14 protein-coding genes are annotated in these 16956 nt (G+C 68.7%); 7 read left to right on the forward strand and 7 right to left on the reverse strand.

Annotation, left to right across the window (positions count from 1 at the left end; translation table 11 throughout):
• Window positions 1-3 precede the first annotated feature (3 nt).
• Window positions 4-1137, reverse strand: coding sequence for a metallophosphoesterase (locus WME90_RS04360; protein WP_437279795.1), 1134 nt, complete (start codon window positions 1135-1137; stop codon window positions 4-6).
• Window positions 1138-1414: 277 nt separating this feature from the next.
• On the opposite strand from WME90_RS04360, the gene WME90_RS04365 reads away from it, so the two are divergent.
• Both WME90_RS04365 and WME90_RS04370 read left to right on the forward strand, forming a co-directional pair.
• Window positions 1415-2014, forward strand: a complete 600-nt coding sequence (locus tag WME90_RS04365; RefSeq protein ID WP_437279796.1) for a hypothetical protein — start codon at window positions 1415-1417, stop codon at window positions 2012-2014.
• Window positions 2001-3083 (forward strand): imelysin family protein, encoded by a 1083-nt coding sequence (locus tag WME90_RS04370; protein WP_437279797.1) that lies wholly within the window; start codon window positions 2001-2003, stop codon window positions 3081-3083. Before WME90_RS04365 ends, WME90_RS04370 begins: the two co-directional genes overlap by 14 nt.
• Before the next feature lie 13 nt (window positions 3084-3096).
• On the opposite strand, the gene WME90_RS04375 is transcribed toward WME90_RS04370, so the two are convergent.
• The gene (locus tag WME90_RS04375) at window positions 3097-3372 is read right to left on the reverse strand and encodes a hypothetical protein (RefSeq protein ID WP_437279798.1); all 276 of its coding nucleotides are present in this window, start codon (window positions 3370-3372) and stop codon (window positions 3097-3099) included.
• 405 nt (window positions 3373-3777) lie between these two features.
• On the opposite strand from WME90_RS04375, the gene WME90_RS04380 reads away from it, so the two are divergent.
• Window positions 3778-6012 carry a prolyl oligopeptidase family serine peptidase gene (locus WME90_RS04380; protein ID WP_437279799.1) on the forward strand — a complete coding sequence of 745 codons (2235 nt, stop codon included), beginning with the start codon at window positions 3778-3780 and terminating at the stop codon, window positions 6010-6012.
• A gap of 30 nt (window positions 6013-6042) precedes the next feature.
• Here the strand turns inward: WME90_RS04380 and WME90_RS04385 are convergent, their stop codons facing one another.
• Both WME90_RS04385 and WME90_RS04390 read right to left on the reverse strand, forming a co-directional pair.
• Entirely contained in the window at window positions 6043-7374 is a 1332-nt protein-coding gene (locus tag WME90_RS04385) for a trypsin-like serine protease (RefSeq protein ID WP_437279800.1), read from the reverse strand.
• A gap of 435 nt (window positions 7375-7809) precedes the next feature.
• Window positions 7810-8754, reverse strand: coding sequence for an STAS domain-containing protein (locus tag WME90_RS04390; protein WP_437279801.1), 945 nt, complete (start codon window positions 8752-8754; stop codon window positions 7810-7812).
• A gap of 224 nt (window positions 8755-8978) precedes the next feature.
• On the opposite strand from WME90_RS04390, the gene WME90_RS04395 reads away from it, so the two are divergent.
• The 4 genes from WME90_RS04395 to WME90_RS04410 all read left to right on the forward strand — a co-directional run bounded on the left by WME90_RS04395 (window position 8979) and on the right by WME90_RS04410 (window position 11722).
• Window positions 8979-9104 (forward strand): zinc-binding dehydrogenase, encoded by a 126-nt coding sequence (locus WME90_RS04395; protein WP_437279802.1) that lies wholly within the window; start codon window positions 8979-8981, stop codon window positions 9102-9104.
• A gap of 153 nt (window positions 9105-9257) precedes the next feature.
• A complete protein-coding gene (locus WME90_RS04400) occupies window positions 9258-10139 on the forward strand; it encodes a transglutaminase-like domain-containing protein (RefSeq protein ID WP_437279803.1) in 882 nt (293 codons plus the stop codon).
• Between the two features lie 145 nt (window positions 10140-10284).
• Complete coding sequence (locus tag WME90_RS04405) at window positions 10285-11187, forward strand: LysR family transcriptional regulator (protein WP_437279804.1); 903 nt, start codon at window positions 10285-10287, stop codon at window positions 11185-11187.
• Between the two features lie 112 nt (window positions 11188-11299).
• Complete coding sequence (locus tag WME90_RS04410) at window positions 11300-11722, forward strand: DoxX family protein (protein ID WP_437283558.1); 423 nt, start codon at window positions 11300-11302, stop codon at window positions 11720-11722.
• Window positions 11723-11781: 59 nt separating this feature from the next.
• Here WME90_RS04410 and WME90_RS04415 read toward each other — a convergent pair whose 3' ends face one another.
• The 3 genes from WME90_RS04415 to WME90_RS04425 form a co-directional block, all read right to left on the reverse strand.
• The gene (locus WME90_RS04415) at window positions 11782-13536 is read right to left on the reverse strand and encodes a CotH kinase family protein (protein ID WP_437279805.1); all 1755 of its coding nucleotides are present in this window, start codon (window positions 13534-13536) and stop codon (window positions 11782-11784) included.
• A 388-nt stretch (window positions 13537-13924) separates the two neighbouring features.
• A complete protein-coding gene (locus WME90_RS04420; protein WP_437279806.1) occupies window positions 13925-15343 on the reverse strand; it encodes a glucose/sorbosone family PQQ-dependent dehydrogenase in 1419 nt (472 codons plus the stop codon).
• Between the two features lie 633 nt (window positions 15344-15976).
• Entirely contained in the window at window positions 15977-16774 is a 798-nt protein-coding gene (locus WME90_RS04425) for a DUF4339 domain-containing protein (RefSeq protein ID WP_437279807.1), read from the reverse strand.
• Window positions 16775-16956: the final 182 nt, after the last annotated feature.

A 16956-nucleotide genomic window follows, 5' to 3' on the forward strand; every position in this document is an offset into this window, starting at 1 on the left:
CGCTCAGTCATGGGTGATCGAGAACGTCTCGGCGGTCGTCCCGCTGATCGTCTTGAAGTAGCCCGTGGCCGCCTTGGGGTTGCCGCCGACGTTGAAGGTGATGAACTGAGCACCGTAGTTCGCGCTCTGGTTCGAGGTGTAGATGAATCCCCACGTGTTGCTGCACCCATACGGAAACGTCGTCGGCGTGCAGCGCGTCTGGGTGCGGATGCTGTTGCCGCCGAGGCCGGCGACGGTCACGAACGTCCGCCCGTTCGTCCCATCTCCTCCGACGCAGAGGACCCCTGCCCCGTTGCACGTGGGGTCGACGGTCTGCGAGGTCATGTTGGTGAGCGTCCTCGTCCGCTCGTAGCTGTGCTCGTGCCCCGTCTGGATGATCGCGCCCTGCTTCCGGCACGTCTCGTAGACGTCCCAGCCCATCTCGTCGCCCTTTCCGCCCACCTGCATCGCCGCCTGGTTCTGGTGCCACTGACAGATCTTCCAGATGTGCGTGTCCGTGTCGAGGAACGGCGTGATATGCGTCGCCCCGTTATCGCCCTTCTTGGCGGTCACGAGCACGAGGCCGCGGAAGGTGGTCTTGTAGTTGGCGTCGTGCGCGCCGGCGACCCGGGTCGCGCCGCCGAGGTGACTCGCCGCCTTGGGCAGGTAGCCGCTCCAGGAGGAGTCATCGTGGTTGCCGCGCGAGATGAACACCGGGAACGTCGTGCCGAGGACGGACTCGACCTGGTTCCACCACGTCGTCGGGTTGGCCGAGTACGACATGTCGCCGTTGACGACGACAGCCGCCGCGCCCTCGCTCGACACGAGGTTCAATACGCTCGTGAAGCTGCTGCCCGTGCCCGTGTCTCCGATGAAGGCGATCTTGAGGTTCGGATCCGTCGAGACCGTCCCGTTGAGCGCGGCAGAGGTCATCGCGCTCGGCTCGAGAGCACCTTCCTCCTGCCGATCGTCGCGGATCCCCTGCGGATCCGGCGAATCGTTGAACGGGCCCTCGTCGCCGTCCGCGCTGCTGCACGCCGCCACCCCGGTCCCGATCGACAGCGCCAGCGCGATGGCGCCGATGACGAGACCGAGCATCCGCGCGAGGGGAGCCTTCTTGGGCTCCGCCTGCTTGTTCATCTCCCCTTGAGTCATCATGTCTCCGCTCCTTCTCCATCAGGCGCACAGCGCTCGACGCTCCCGATGCCGCCGTCAAGATCGAGGCCTTACCCCTGGATGGGAGGGCGACCCTATAGGAGCGACTCGTCCTTTTGTCGTGGAGATATCGTTACAAATGAACGCGGGTCATTAACTGGTTCCTGGTCGCCCGAACGCCAGCAGGCCCGTTTGTCACTCAATCTCCACGCCGATGCCAGGAGCGTTGCCGGTAGAAGGACCCGTCGAGCGGGCAGGAGAGCCTGATATGAATCTGTCCATGTGCCGGGATGTGGCACGACGGTTCCTGTTGCTGAGCGCCGCGTTGGCGCTCGTCGGATGCGGCGCCGAGGGCGCCGGAAGCGAGCCGAACCTCGCTGAGCCGACGTCATGCAGCGGGGCGATCTGCGCCGAAGACGAGTTCTGTTACTATCCACCGGGGGCCTGTGGAGGGAAGGACGGAGCTTGTCTGTTGCGGCCGACGACGTGCCAGGACGATACGCAGGTGTGCGGCTGCGATGGGCGCGCCTACGCGAGCCCGTGCGAGGCGGAGCGGGCAGGCCAGAGCATCGGCGCGGCCGAGACGTGCGCCGCTGCCGCCGCGCCTCCGGGGACCTTCGCCTGCGGCAGCTACTTCTGTAGATCTGCAGATCAATATTGCGAGATCCTCGACGAGCCGCACGAAGAGCCGTTCAAGCCGCCGCCGCAGCTCTTCTGTCACCCGATCCCTGTCTCCTGCATGCCGGAGCCGTCGTGCGACTGCGTCGGCGATGCCGCCGAATCCATGAGAGTGGGAAATTGCTACGGCCCGCCGGTCTGCACGCAAGACGCGGGGAGCTTCACCATCGAGTGCAATGCCGAGGTGTATGACCCGACGTGAGGGCGCGGTGAGCGCGCGACGAACTTACATCCCCGGCTGCTTCGCCATCGCCGCCTCCTTCACGCTGCTCGCGTGCGGCAGCGACGACGAGGGGCCGCGCGCTGGGCTCGGCTACGAGGAGCGAGCCGTGCTGGACGTGAAGGCGTTCATCCAGACGAACCTCGACGACCTCGCCTCCGCGGCAGCGGCGCTGCAGGCCGCTGCGCCCGAGGCTGACGAGGACGGGTGGAGCGCGGCTGCCGACAAGGACGCCGTCGACGCGATGAAGGCCGAGTGGAAGAAGGCGCGGCAAGCCTACGAGCGCGTGGAGGGCGCGATCGCGGTCATCTTCCGGGAGCTCGATGAGTCCACCGACGCCCGGTATGATGCGTTCATCGAGGCGTCCGGCGATGCCGATCCGTTCGATGGCGAGGGGGTGACCGGCGTCCACGCGATCGAGCGGATCCTCTGGTCCGACGCCATCCCGCCCGCGGTCGTCGAGTTCGAGTCGGGCCTCGGGGCCAGATACCTCCCCGCGGCGTTCCCCGCGACGGAGGCCGAAGCCAAGGCGTTCAAGCGCGGCCTCTGCGCCCGCCTCGTGGCGGACACGAGGAAGATGCAATCCGACTTTCGCGGGCTGGCGCTCGACGCGCCGTCGGCGTTCCGGGGCGTCATCGGCTCGCTCAGCGAGCAGGTCGAGAAGGTAGCGAAGGCCGCCACCGGCGAGGAGGAGTCCCGCTATGCACAGTACACCCTCGCCGACATGCGCGCGAACGTCGCCGCTGGGAGGCTGACCTACGACGCGTTCCAGGGCTGGCTCCTCTCGAAGGAGGGCGACGCCGCCGCTGTCGATCGGGCGGTCCTCGATGGCTTCGAGCGGATCGAGGAGGCGTATGCCGCGCTCCCCGGCGACGCGCTGCCGCCGGTGCCCGACATGTGGAGCTCCGGGGCCCCGACGGCCGAGCAGATCGAGACCCCGTTCGGCCAGCTCTTCTCGCTCGTTCAGCGCGAGAGCGATGACACGGTAGAGGGCTCCCTGGTCCGCAGCATGATCGACGCCGCCGATCTGCTCGACATCCCGGAGCTCTGATCAGGCTCGTCGTCTAGCTTCTGACCTCTTCGTCCTCGCCTTCTGGGGGCGGAGGGCGCTCGCCCGCGGCGACCTGGAGCTCGCGGACGATCGAGAGGAGGGCCGGACAGCAGAAGCGCTCGACAACGGAGCCGTCGGGCGCGAGCTCGAAGCTCGGCGGGTCGCCGTGCACCGGGCAAGCCACATCGGCATACCTCGACTCGAGATCTTTCAGGACGCTCTCGTCGACTTCGCGGACCTCGCGAACCTCGCCGTTCGCAGCCGCCCCTTCCTTCCAGTAGGTCGCCATGTGGCGCACGGTAGCACGAAGGGCGCCTCGCATTGCCAGGCCCTCAAGGTGCCTTGGCGACCTCTGCCATCGGCGCGGGGACGCTGGCGCCCCGCGCCTTCAACCCTCGAGCTCCGAGGCGCGGTGATCGAACCGATCGAACCAGCTGCCCGAAATCAAGAGGACAAAATAGCAGCGCCGCCGGGCGCCTCGGGCATAGGCGGAGGCCGCCGGCGGAGCTGGCCGACGTATAAGCATTCTCCGTACCAGGCCCATGCTTCGGAAAATCCCCTACTTATGTCTCGGGCATCGACCGAAAAGGTTTCGATTCTGCGAGGGTCGGGCTTGCACGGTTGCAGGATCGCGACGGCGCTCGCCCGGCCGATTCTCTTCCGTGGCCGCCCTGGCGCCGGCTAGCGTCGGGGGATGAACCGCCTGCGCACGACCCCCGTCGTCATCCTTGCGCTCCCGCTGCTCGCGGCGTGCAGCGCGCCCTCGTCGAGGCCGCTGGACAAGCCGGCCGCGCCCCCGGCCGCCGCGACCCGACCGGCGCACGCAGCCCCGGCGGCGCCCTCAGGCCCGCAGCGCCTGCCCTACCCGGCGACCGCGAGGCGGCCCGTGACGAGCGAGTACCATGGCATCCGGGTCGTCGACGACTACCAGTGGCTCGAGGACGGGAGCGCCCCCGAGGTGGTGCGCTGGGTCGACGAGCAGAACCGGCTCTCGCGCGGCTACCTGGACGCCGTGCCGGCGCGTGCGGCCCTGCGGGCGCGCGTGCAGGAGATCCTGTCGGCGACCTCCGCGAACTACTACGCGCTCGACGACGCCGGCGGACAGCTCTTCGCGCTCAAGAACCAGCCGCCGAAGCAGCAGCCTTTCCTCGTCGTCCTGAGGTCCGTGAACGACCCCGCGTCCGCGCGGACCCTCGTCGATCCGGAGGTCATCGACCCGAAGGGGCACACGACCATCGACTGGTTCGTCCCTTCGCGCGACGGAAAGAAGGTCGCCGTCTCCTTGTCCGAAGGCGGCACCGAGAACGGCACCGTGCGCGTCTACGACGTGGCGACAGGCAAGGAGGCGGGCGACACGATCCCTTACGCGAACAGCGGCACCGCGGGCGGCAGCCTCGCGTGGACCGGCGATGGCAAGGGCTTTTACTATACCCGGCACCCGCGGCCCGGGGAGCGCCCGCCAGAGGACATGGGCTTCTTTCAGCAGATCTACTTCCACAAGCTCGGCACGCCGGACAAGGACGACAGGTACGAGCTCGGCAAGGAATTCCCCCGCATCGCCGAGGTCGAGCTCACGACGAGCGAGAGCGGCAGGCTCGTGCTCGCCAGCGTGCAGAACGGCGATGGCGGCGAGTACTGGCACTATCTCCGCGACCCTTCGGGCAAGTGGACGCGCTTCGCCGACCTGCCCGACAAGGTCATCGGGGTCGTGTTCGGCAGCGACGACCGGCTCTATCTCCTGTCGCGCAAGGACGCGCCGCGCGGCAAGGTGCTGCGCCTCTCGCCGGGCAAGCTGGATCTCGCCAAGGCGGAGCTCGTGGTGCCCGAGAGCGAGGCGGTGATCCAGGACTTCTTGCCCACGACAGGGCGGCTCTACGTCCGCGATCTCCTCGGCGGCCCGTCGCAGATCCGCGTCTTCGATCTGAAGGGCAGGGCGCTCGGAACGGTGCCGATCCCCCAGGTCTCCTCGGTGCGGCAGCTCGTGCGCACGCGAGGCGACGAGATGCTCTTTCGCGGCGTGAGCTACACCGAGCCAGCGGCCTGGTTCGCGTACTCGGCCAAGGACGGCAAGGTGACGAAGACGCCGCTCGCGATGACGGCCCCCGTCTCCTATGCCGACGTGGACGTCGTCCGCGAGGCGTGCACCTCCAAGGATGGGACCCAGGTTCCCATCAGCATCCTGCGCCGGAAGGGCACTCCCCTCGACGGGACCGCGCCGGCGCTGCTCACGGGATACGGCGGCTACGGGACGAGCATGATGCCCGGGTTCAGCCCCCTCTGGCGGCTGTGGTTCGATCAGGGAGGGGTGGTCGCGATCGCCAACCTGCGCGGCGGCGGCGAGTTCGGGGAGGCGTGGCACCGCGGCGGCAACCTGACGAAGAAGCAGAACGTCTTCGACGACTTCGCGGCGTGCGCAAAGCACCTCGTCGACAGGCGTTTCACGAGCCCCGGGCGGCTCGCCATCCACGGCGGCTCGAACGGCGGACTGCTGATGGGAGCGCAGCTCACGCAGCACCCGGAGATGGTCAAGGCGGTGGTGTCGCGCGTCGGCCTCTACGACATGCTCCGGGTGGAGCTCACGCCGAACGGGGCGTTCAACGTGACCGAGTTCGGCACGGTGAAGGACCCGGAGCAGTTCAAGGCCCTTTACGCCTACTCGCCGTATCACCACGTGAAGGACGGGACCGCCTATCCGTCGATCCTGTTCCTGACCGGCGCGAACGACCCGCGGGTGGATCCGTGGCACTCGCGGAAGATGGCGGCGCGGCTGCAAGCGGCCACGTCGAGCTCGGCGCCCATCCTGCTCCGGGCGAGCGGCTCGACGGGCCACGGGGCCGGGACGCCGCTCTCGGAGGAGATCGAGGAGCAAGCCGACGTGCTGGCGTTCCTGTTCAAGGAGCTCGGGCTCGGCGTCCCGCCGGCGAAGTGAGAACGGGGAAATTCGAAGCGCTGCTTCAGTCTACCAGCTGGTGAAGTAAGCCCACGCCTCGTTGCCGGCGGAGGCCTGGAAGCAGTACCCGCCGTTTCGCTTCGCGGGCAGGCTGATGTTGCCGCCATTGCAGGTCACGGTCGTGCCGTTGACCGCGAACGTGCGGCCGCTCGCGAAGTTGCCGCAGTTGGCGCCGCTCAGGTTCGCCGTGGTCTCGAAGCAGCGCGCGCCGGTGCCGAGGTTGCCCGAGCTGTAGCTCGCGCTCGAGAACACGGTGGGGCTCGTGCACAGGTCGCTGCACGGCGCCGTCCCGGTGCTGGGCTGGCAGACCCCGGCCACGCAGTTATGGCTCGTGCAGTCCGCGCCGGTGCCGCACGCCTTGCCATTCGCGCAGTCGGCCGTGCACGTGCCGCCGCAGTCGACGTCCGTCTCGGCGCCGTTCTTGACGCCGTCGGTGCAGGTCGGCGCGGTGCCGCCGTTGATAACGCTCACCCCGAGGCCCTGGAGCCACGTCGTCACCGGGTAGCGCGCCGCGGTGTCGAGCCGCGTGTGCCAGTTTGTCTGCGAGGGGGCCGGGCCGCTCCAGCCCGACGGGAACGTGTAATAAGCGTTGACGCCCACGACCACGAGGTCGGTGGCGCTCTGGCGGTAGAGCGGGCCGCCCGAGTCGCCGGGGCACAAGCTGGCGTAGCTGGTGCTGCTGGCATAACCCGGCGTGACCACGTACGCCGCCGCGACGTCGTTCACGGCGGAGGCAGGGACGTAGGAGCCGGGGTGATCGAGGATCGAGGCGGGCGACGCGCTGAGGTTCTGGAGCTTGAAGACGCCGCCGCCCGAGCCGCTCGGGTCCTCGCAGCCGTAGCCGGTCGCCACGACGGGATCCCCCACCGCGACCGCCGCCCCGTCCACCACCGCCGCCGGGATCGTCGGCGAGAGCTCGTTGACGACGACCACGGCGACGTCGGGCGCGTATCCGGGGTTCAGCACGTTGACCCCGCAATCGGTCGCTCCTCCCGCCAGCGCGGCGGCGCAGACCTCGATCCACTTCGGGTGGATGTACGTCTGCTCGATCGTCAGGTTGACGATAGGCGAGTACGGGGACGTGTTGTCGGCGCTGACCGCGTAGGAGCCGCCCGGCCCGTAGCCCGCAGCCACGGTGGCGGCGTGCTCGTCATCCACGCAGTGAGCGGCGGTGAGGAAGTGACGCGGTCCGACCTTCGCCGCGGTGCACCCCGGGCCGACGACGGTCGACGGATACTGCGATTCGAGCGCCGGCTGCCCGCCGATCAGCGCGTCGTCCGCCGCGCCGATCTCCTCGGAGGTCTCGCCGTAGCCCTCCACGCTGCATGCGACAAAGCACAATGAGAGCAAAGCATATACAGGTGCGCGCACAGGTTGCTTCTCCTGCCGCCCCGAAGGTCTCGATGGCCCGCGCCCCGTCGCCCACATTGCGCTTCGTGCCCGGGAGCCCGCGATCTCCAGCGGCGGCGCTCGCGCGGGGCGCGGCGGACACGCGCGGTGTCCCGCTCTCCCGGGTGCGAGCGTCAGCGGAGGGCGCGCCCCGCGTGGGGCACACGTCGAGCGCAATGTGAAGCGCGGCTGTCCGATGGAACCGCCCGCGCGAGGTCTCGTCGTATCGGTGCGACGGAGCGTGTTTAGGGCGACGGTTGGCGCCCTTCCAACTCGAATGGTTCATGGACCCCATGCAAGGTGTGCATGACGTCGCCTGGTCGCCACGACCGCGTCCCGCGGGAGGTCAACCAGCAGATGGCGGGCGGCAGGTGATCGGACGAGCGCTCAACGCCTGCGGGAAGGAGCGTCTCCACGGGGCTGCGCCGCCGACCGTTGCGCCTCTCCCCGCTCGCCCCGTTCGAGCGCGCGCGCCGCGCTCCGCTGCGCTGACCCTCGGCGCGTGGAGAGCGCCCGGGTCAGCCCCTCGGCCAGCGTCGCCGCGGTGTCCAGGCCGCCGAGATCGATGCCGAGCTCGACGAGCGTCTGCGCCAGCGCGGGCGAGACGCCCACCAGCGTGCAGGACGCGCCGAGGAGCCGCGCCGCGGACGCCGCCCCGACGAGCTGCGCGGCGGCCCGGGCATCGAGCGTCGGCACGCCGGTGATGTCGAGCAGCACCTGCGCCGCCTGCTGCGCGGCGATCGCCTCGAGCAGCCGCTCCAGGAGCGTGCTGGCCCGCGCGTCGTCGATCATGCCCACGATGGGGAGGCAGAGCACGCCGTCCGCGATGCGGATCACCGGGACGCTCATCGCCTGGATCGCGTCCCGCTGCGCCGCGATCAGCCGCACCGTCTCCTCGAGCTCCCGGTTGCGCGCCTCCAGCGACGCCTGGAGCGTCCGCTGCTCCTCGATCAGCGCCTCATACTTGTGCTGGATCTCGGCCGCTTCCGGGACGGCGAACTGGAACAGTACGCCCTCGAAGCCGTCCGGGGCGTCGCGCACCGGCACGCCGTAGGAGCAGACCCACACCGAGCCGCCCGCCTTGCTCGCGAGCCCCTCGACCGTGTTGGTATCGTAGCTGATCGGCGGGATCGACACCTCCTCGCCGCGAAAGAACTGCTGGATGTGCGGCATGATGCCGTTCTCGACGAGCTGCTGATCCTGCAGCATGTTGTAGTTCATTTGCAAGAAAACCTCGGCCGGGGCCCGCCAGAGCGCTTCCCATCCGGGATTGACGGCGTGGGTCCTGCCGACGGGCTGGTGGACCGACACGCTGATGCAGCGGGCTGTCATCAGCGCGCGCCATCTCCGTGCGTCCGCCCGCAACGATTCCATTTCCTGCTCCATTGCCTCCAGGCGGCGCAAGAACTGAGCGTGATCGTCATCGCCCTCGTATCCCATATGCCCGAGTGTCACCCGAGCGGCGCCGCGATGTCCAGCGCCGCACCGAGCGAACCGGCGCCGTTCCTCCTTCAGAGCGTCTGGACGTCGTGGGCGGCAAGAGAGCCGTGTGCGCGATGTCGGTCGAGAAGGACGATGCCCTGGTCCTCATGAGAGAGCTCATCGAGGCGGGGAGGCTGAAGCCGGTCATCGACAGGTGGTATCCGCTGGAGCAGATCGCCGAGGCTCACCGGTACGTGTAGGAGATTTCTGCATGAACCAGGGATGCGCCTTGGCGGCTCGACAGGCCTCGGCGGGGCCTTGGCGGTGCTCGAATTTCTTGCTGTCTTCCTATAAAGCTCTCCGTGCAGGCGACAGCACCACCCCGAACGGCCCAGCCTCGTGGAGAACGAACGATGACGACCGCAGGAGAGATCCTCGACTTCTACACGCGCCCCGCCGCGATGACGTCCGGCGGCGCGCACGCGCCCAGGTTCGACGAGCTGCCGGGCGACGTGGCCTCGCTCGTCCGCGTCGTGCAGGGCCTCTTGCTGCACCAGCACTGGGTGCATGCCTATGGCGTGGCGCTGTCGGACGAGCGCCGCAACGAGCCCCACCTCCGTCCGCTCGACCGGATGCTCGATCGCCTCCTCGCCCACGACGAGCGGCCGCTCTGCGCCGCCCGGCCGCTCGACACGCGCCTCGTCGGCAACTGCCGTCACTTCACGGTGCTCCTCGTGGCCCTGCTGCGCGCCAAGGGGGTGCCTGCCCGCGCCCGCTGCGGATTCGGCGGTTATTTCGACCCCGGCGACCTCGTCGACCACTGGGTCTGCGAGTACTGGAGCGCCGCCGAGGCGCGCTGGGTCCTGGTCGATGCGCAGCTCGACGACGTGCAGCGGGCGGCGCTGAAGCCCGACTTCGACGTGCTCGACGTGCCGCGCCATCGCTTCGTGGTCGCGGGCGACGCTTGGGCGCAGTGTCGCGCCGGGGAGGCCGATCCGTCGAAGTTCGGCATGTTCGACATGCGCGGGCTCTGGTTCATCGGCGGCAACCTCGTGCGCGATCTCGCGGCGCTCAACAACATGGAGATGCTGCCCTGGGACGACTGGGGTGCGATCACCGGCCCCGACGAGCCGCTGAAGGACGAGCAGCTCGCGCTGCTCGACCGGGTCGCGGCGATCACCCGCTCGCCCGACGCGCGCTTCGCCGAGCTGCGCCAGCTCTACGAGGGCGACGAGCGCCTGCGGGTGCCGGCGGTCGTCTTCAACGCCGTGCTCAACCGTCAGGACACGCTCTGACCTGACCTGCGTCGAGCCTCGCCGCCGGGCACCTCGTGGGAGCGCGCCGCGCTCCGGCTACCCGTGGCGGCTTGGAAAATCCCCCACACCGATCCCAGGACGTTCGCCGTTGCGAACAATCCGCCCCGTCGCGCACAGTGGGCGCATGGTCGACCCGCTCTTCGACGATCTGCCCGCCCTGCTGTGCTTCGCGCGCGTCGTGGAGCGCCGCTCGTTCACGGCGGCCGCGGCGGAGCTCGGGGTGTCGAAGTCGATGGTGAGCACCCGGGTCGCGCGTCTGGAGGAGCGCCTCGGCGAGCGCCTGCTCGTGCGCACCACGCGCAAGCTCACCGTCACGGACGCCGGCATGAACCTCTATGCGCGCTGCGCGCGCGTGCTCGAGGAGGCCGGCGCCGCGGTGCGGGGCGCGTCCGACGCCGACCGGGGCCGCATCCGGCTCAACGCGCCGGTCAGCTTCGCGCAGATGTACCTGGCGGAGCCGCTCGCGCGGTTCCTCCGGGCGAGCCCGGGCGCGCACGTCGAGCTCATGCTGAACGACCGGCTCGTCGACCTGGTGGAGGAGCGCGTCGACCTGGCCATCCGGATCACGAAGCTCAAGGACTCGAGCCTCGTCGCGCGAAAGCTCGCCACGACGGCGCTGCACGTGGTCGGCGCGCCGGGCTACCTCGAGCGGCGGGGGCGGCCGGAGCAGCCGGGGGATCTCCTGCGCCACGACTGCCTGCGCTACCTCCACCTGCGCGTCGAGGACGAGTGGCGCTTCTACGGGGCCGGCGGGCGCATCTCCGTCCCCGTCTCCGGCCCGCTGACGGCGAGCAACGGGACGGCGCTCCGCGAGGCGGCCGTGTCCGGGATCGGCCTCGCGGTGCTGCCGCGCTTCATGGTCGACGCGGATCTCGGGGCCGGGCGCCTGGTCACGCTGCTCGACGCGTTCGCCCCCCGGCCCATGGGCATCTACGCGGTGCACGCGGCCGGCCGGCGCCCGCCTGCGCGGGTGCGGCGGCTCATCGAGCACCTGGCAGCCGCGTTCCGCGGGGCCTCGTGGGTGTAGCGGCAGATCGTTCTCCCCGGAGAACAATTCGTTCCCGGGCGCGCTCTACCGTGGCGCGGCGCCGGGGCTTACTTCTCGGGTCATGGAGACATCACCCATGAACCGTATCGAGATGAACCGTATCGAGACGATCCTCCCCGTTCCCCGCTCGACCGAGCTGGCCGCGCTGATGTTGCGCCTCGGGCTGGGCGCCGTGTTCCTGGCGCACGCGCTCGCCAAGCCGCTAGTATACACGTTGCCGGGCACCGTCGCGTTCTTCGCGGCGAGCGGCTTCCCGGGCTGGACGGCGTATCCGGTGTTTCTCGCCGAGCTGCTCGGCGGCGCGGCGCTCCTCGCCGGGCTCAGGACGCGCCTGATCTCGCTCCTGCTCCTGCCGGTGATGATCGGCGCGCTGCTCGTGCACCTGCCGAACGGCTGGATGTTCGCCGGCCAGGGGGGCGGCTGGGAGTACGTCGCCTTCCTGATGATCGCGCTCGGCGCGCAGGCCCTCCTCGGCGACGGCGCGTTCGCCGTGAGCCGCCTGCAGCGCAGCTAGCGCCTCGCCGCGCGCGGCCGAGGAGGGCCGCGCGATCTCCGCGCGCGGCCCGCGCCGCGTCAAGGCAAGTTGGCGTCCATCCAGGCGAGCCGGGCCCGCAGGAAGTCGCGCATGACCTGCAGCTGCCCCTCCCACGTCGGCGCGGTGGGGCCGCCGAGGAAGCCCTCGCTCGACTCGATGATGCTCGACACAGGCCACTTGGCGAAGTCGCGGGCCACGGCCTGCGAGAGCGGCGCGCTCAGCCTGTTCATGCGCTCCTCGATCGCGGCCTCGGACAGGTGCGTCTGGCGAAGCGCCGTGTAGCGCGCCTTGACCTGCGCCATGAAGCTCGGATCCGCGGTCAGCTTCTGATACCAGTTGTTGACGTTCCTCGTTCCGCTGAAGCGCCAGCCGGTGTCGTTCGCCGATTGCGGCGTCGCGCTCTGGGCGCCCACCCCGCCGAGCGCGAAGTTGTAGTCCCACAGCGGGCCGGCCTTGAGCTTTTGATCGCGATCTTTGTAATAATAGGCGCTCCGTACGTAAGCGTCCACGTTGAGCGTCAGCTCGCTGATGATCAGATAATCGATGAACGACGGCACGTCGATGTACGACGCGTAATCGCCGATCGGCGTCTGGTGGATGCTGTCGTGGAACTGCTGGATGTACTGCGTCAGCCAGGTCTTCTGCTCGTCGTTCAGCGGATCGGGATCCACGACCTCGAGATCGATCCAGCACGTGCCGCCCTCGTCGGGGCGGGGACCCCCGCCGCCACCGAAGCTGAACGACGGGAGGGGATCCGAGCCGGTGCAGGTGAGCTTCGGCTCCTCGGCGGCCGCCTGGTCGAACTTGAAGATGTAGCCGCCGCTGATGTCCGGCAGCGTCCTGTCCGTCTCCTCGAGCCCCTTGAGATCGGTGCGGACCTTGTTGTTCTTGATGGTCTCCGAGATCCAGTAGATGCCCTGGTAATCCGCTTCGCCGACGACGCGGGCGTCGTAGTTCAGGTAGACCTCGGCGAACTCGACGCGCGGCACCGTCATACCCATGTCGCGGCCGAGGGTGTAGGTGAACGGATTACGGATCAACGTGCGATCGTAGTAGGGAGGGATCAGCGCCCAGTCCGAGTCGGCGGGCATGCCCAGCACCGGGTAGTCGAGGTCCTTGCCGTCGTTGTCCCACAGCTCGACCTTGTACGGTGTTTGCGGGAAGTTCCGCGACGACTGACCGCGCACGTGGTACCCGCCGCGCATCGCCTGCGTGGGCAGCGACGCGATCGACGCGACGCCGTTGACCGGCTCCCAGATCATCACCGCCGCGTCGAAGTAGACCTCCTTGTCCGTCGGCTTGCCCATGCCGTAACCGTCCATGATCACGATGGGAAGATTGGAGGTCGCGTCGAAGGTGCGCGCGATGTAGAGGCCGGTGCTCACAGCGCCGCTCGCGGCGCCTCCGACGAACGTCTGCGCGCGGACCTGCGTCGTCTGGGTGAGGGTCACGGGCTCGCCCGTGTACAACGTGGAGGACGCGGTCGGCAGCTGCCCATCCAGCGTGTAGCGGATCTCGGCCCCCTCGACGGGGGTGGACATCCCCACCTGGATCTGATCCCTGAACGTCTGGCTGGGCGTGGAGAACGACACCTCCCCGATCAGGGAGGGGGGCGGCGCCGCGGTGCCGTTGCCGTCGCCGTTGCCGCCGCCGTCACCGTTGCCGCCGCCGTTGCCGCTGCCGCTGCCGCTGCCGTTACCGTTGCCTCCGCCGTTGCCGTTGTCGTCGCCTGCCGATGCCTGGCCGCAGGCAACGCTCAGCGAGATCAGGGCGAGCGAGATGGAACGGTGCAACCGGGAAAAGCGCCCTCGTTTGGCCATAGCATGATTTTCCACTGCGACCTCATTCAGAGTTCAAGGATCCTCCATACTACTGACACACAGGGCCGCCGCGCTATCCGTTTCGAGCGCGGCGGCGGCTCGAGCGGCATCGCGTACGTCGACGGGGATCGGCTCACCCTGTAAGCCGGCGCGTGAGCCAAGGCCGCCGGTGCAGGGCCACCAGCTGGGATTGTAATGGCGGAATGATCACGAGGGCAGGGCGCTTTCGCCGTCGAGGCGCTCCGTTCCCTGAACAGGATCAGCGCACGTCAGGCGTGTCCTTGGAGAACGACACAATCGGGCCCGGCGAGATCGCGGGCCTGCGCCGGCACGACGAAGGCCCTGCGACTCGGGTGCTGACTCAGTGCGATCCCGTGTACTTGAACTCGAGGATCGCTCCCGGGTTGTCCAGGACCGTCGTGACGCCGCCGGTCGGCCCGCTCGTGTTCCCCGTGGTGTCCGTGATGATGTAGAAGGTCTTGCGGTCGGGGCTCATCGCGAGATCGCGGTACCGGTTCGTGGTCTGGAAGAGGACGGCGGGCTCACCCTCCACGGTCTTCCCGTTCGGGCTCAGCTTCACCTGGTACACGGCGCCCTTCTTGAGGGAGGTCATCAGGAGAGAGTGATCCCACCCGGGGATGCCGTGCCCGGCCGGGTAGTAGTGGAGCGAGGAGGGCGCGATCGTGGGCCAGCAGATGTACTGGTTGAACCCGCACGCCCAGTCGAAGAAGACGTAGTCGTTCGGGACGGTGTAGAAGGTGAGGAGCGGCTCCTTGAAGTCCGGGTGGCTGAAGGCGCTCTCCAGCTGCCGCGGCACGGACGCGGGAGGAGCCCAGTCGCTCCAGGCGAGCTGGTCACAGGGCGTCGGGCTCGAGGCCGCCCAGTTGTCGTACGTGTACGCCTGGTCGTCCTTGTAGCCGGCGACGTACGGCCAACCGTAGTTCTTGCCGGCCTGGATGAGGTTCAGCTCATCATCGCTCTTCGGCCCGTGCTCGTTCGCGTAGAGCTTGTCGCCCCGGCCGAACGTGAGGCCCTGCGCGTTGCGATGGCCGTACGAATAGATATGGCTGCGGACCCCGTCGATCTTCGGATTGTCCTTCGGGATCGAGCCATCGACGTTCAAGCGCAGGATCTTGCCGACGTACTTCGACCAGTCCTTCGCCGCGACCTCGGCCGCCGTGGGCAGCTCCTGCGCGCGGTTCGGGTTGCACATCCTGGCGAACTGGTTGTTCCCCTGATCCCCGATGGTGTAATAGAGCTTCCCATCGGGGCCGAACAGGAGCCGCGCGGAGTTGTGATCGTCGCTCCCCGGCAAGCCCGTGATGACGTCGACAGGGCTCCCGAGGGTCTCGGTCGCCCGGTTGTACGTGTAGCGGCGGATCTTCGTCCTGCGATCCACCGCTGGCTCCTCAGCGACGTTGTAGGTGAAGGAGACGTACACGTAGTCCTTCCCTTTGTGCTTGAGCAGATCCGGGTGCAGCGCCAGGGCCAGCAGCCCGTCCTGACCTCCCGACTGGAACGCCTCCGAGACGGTGATCGCGGTCTTCTGAAGGCCGTCCTCCGGCCTCACCCGCACGACACGCTTCCCGGTGCGCTCGGTCAACCACAGGTAGTCATCCGGTCCCCAGACGATCCGCATTGGAAACGAGAGATCCCGTAGGACCTCGCGCGAAGCGAAGGTCGGCTCCCCGCCGGAGCACGCCTCATCGCCGTCGTCGAGGGCCTCGGCATCACCGGCGTCATCGGCCTCCTCGGCGACGATGGCCTGGGCATGGGACACGAGCGGATCGTCCACCGGATCCGCTTGGCCACACCCGGCGAGGCTCCACGAAGCCGTGGTGAGCAAACCAACTTGAGCCAGGAAAACAGCTGGGCTGCGTGAGATAAAGGGCGACATAGGACCACCTCCCTGTCTCGGTCAAAGGACTTTTAAGTAACCGTGATGACCGGATCCCACCGCGCCACGCTGCGGCGGACGCGCTGGGCAGATCTCGACCTGCAACCGGGGATCACATGACATCCGGTAGGGGGTTCCCCGGTTAGAGTAAGGTCTTTACTATAGCAAAGGAGGAGCTCGCCCGCACTACCAACGTTGATTTCCGATTATGGTGGATGACATTGTGCGAGAACGAGGCGCGCTGTTTCTGGCGCGGACATTGCTGTCCAGGTCGGCTCGAAGCCGAGCGCGAAGCGCGAGCTGCGTTGCGGCGATCTGCGGGGCGATCCACCGCGCCGGCGGAGGTGCTCTGAGGCGAAGATGAGCCGCCGGAGGGCCGAGGAGCGAGCCGTTCTCGCTCTCGTGGCGTCGCTTACGCCTCAACGGCTTTCGTGTCTGGGTCGCTGCGCGAGGGCGGCTGAGCGGCGCGATGCCGCGTGTCGCGTGTCGCGCGAAGAGCGCTGGGTGTTGGTGGGGTTACTTCGCCGGCGCCGGCTCTGCAGACACGCTGAGCTTCTCGATCGAGCGCGGGGTCCCGAAGCCAGGCCCGCCGAGCGCGGTCTCGATCTTCAGATACTCGCCCTGGTGCCCAGCGGAGCGCGCGGCGTCGAGGAGGACGTCATTGCGGTAGAGCGTCACGAGCAGCCCCGCCACGACCGACAGCGCGAGCGTCAGGCGCTGCACCCGGCCCGTCTCGCGCGCGCGAGGCGCCGCGAAGGGCACCTCGTTGAACGACTCCGGCTCCCGCGCCGCCGGCATCCACGGCGGCGAGGTGGGACGGGACGCCGCGAGCATCGCCGCAGGCGGCGCCTGCACCTCGGTCCGCGTCACAAGGTTCGGCGAGCTGTCCAGCGCGTCGAGCGGCATCGTGTCGCCAAGCGACATCGGGGCGCCGAGCGGCATCGTGGACGACATGTTCGACGCCACCGGCGTCGGATGGTCGGAGTCCATGTTCCGCCGCGCAGGGGCGCGCGGGGGCGGAGGCGGCGGGCCCCGGCGCGCCGTGCTCGGCGGAGGACCCTGGACCTGCGCCGGCTCGGGCGGCGTCGGCTCGATTCCCGCCACGACGCCGAGCGGCTGCCAGGCGGCCATCCCAGGGCGCCAAATCTTCGTCGTCTCATCGATGACGTCGAGACGGAACAGATCGTCGAGCTTCTCCAACGTGAGCACCTTGATGTCGTCAGGCGCGATCGCGACGTGCCAGAGACTCTCGCGATCATCGGTCGCCGGAACGGGCGGCGCAGGGCGCCTGGCCGGAAGGGGCGGCGGTTTCATACAAAGTCCTCCCTTGCGACCCAGAGGATGCCACGGCGCGAGCGCACCTGTACACACCGACATGACGCTCGGCGTGCTTTCGAGATGGTGCGGATTTTTGCAATGAGTGAGGCGCGGCCCGTGGCGCTGGCGGGATCCTCGCCATGCCGGTATTCTCGCCGGCGATGGCGGCGGAGCACGGA

The sequence above is a fragment of the Sorangium sp. So ce375 genome (assembly GCF_051473855.1).
Taxonomy (GTDB): domain Bacteria; phylum Myxococcota_A; class Polyangia; order Polyangiales; family Polyangiaceae; genus Sorangium.

Coding starts and splice junctions, on each gene's coding strand:
- WME90_RS04360 (WP_437279795.1), bottom strand. CDS start 1,137: ATGATGACTCAAGGGGAGATGAACAAGCAGGCGGAGCCCAAGAAGGCT.
- WME90_RS04365 (WP_437279796.1), top strand. CDS start 1,415: ATGTGCCGGGATGTGGCACGACGGTTCCTGTTGCTGAGCGCCGCGTTG.
- WME90_RS04370 (WP_437279797.1), top strand. CDS start 2,001: ATGACCCGACGTGAGGGCGCGGTGAGCGCGCGACGAACTTACATCCCC.
- WME90_RS04375 (WP_437279798.1), bottom strand. CDS start 3,372: ATGGCGACCTACTGGAAGGAAGGGGCGGCTGCGAACGGCGAGGTTCGC.
- WME90_RS04380 (WP_437279799.1), top strand. CDS start 3,778: ATGAACCGCCTGCGCACGACCCCCGTCGTCATCCTTGCGCTCCCGCTG.
- WME90_RS04390 (WP_437279801.1), bottom strand. CDS start 8,754: ATGACAGCCCGCTGCATCAGCGTGTCGGTCCACCAGCCCGTCGGCAGG.
- WME90_RS04395 (WP_437279802.1), top strand. CDS start 8,979: ATGTCGGTCGAGAAGGACGATGCCCTGGTCCTCATGAGAGAGCTCATC.
- WME90_RS04400 (WP_437279803.1), top strand. CDS start 9,258: ATGACGACCGCAGGAGAGATCCTCGACTTCTACACGCGCCCCGCCGCG.
- WME90_RS04405 (WP_437279804.1), top strand. CDS start 10,285: ATGGTCGACCCGCTCTTCGACGATCTGCCCGCCCTGCTGTGCTTCGCG.
- WME90_RS04410 (WP_437283558.1), top strand. CDS start 11,300: ATGAACCGTATCGAGACGATCCTCCCCGTTCCCCGCTCGACCGAGCTG.
- WME90_RS04425 (WP_437279807.1), bottom strand. CDS start 16,774: ATGAAACCGCCGCCCCTTCCGGCCAGGCGCCCTGCGCCGCCCGTTCCG.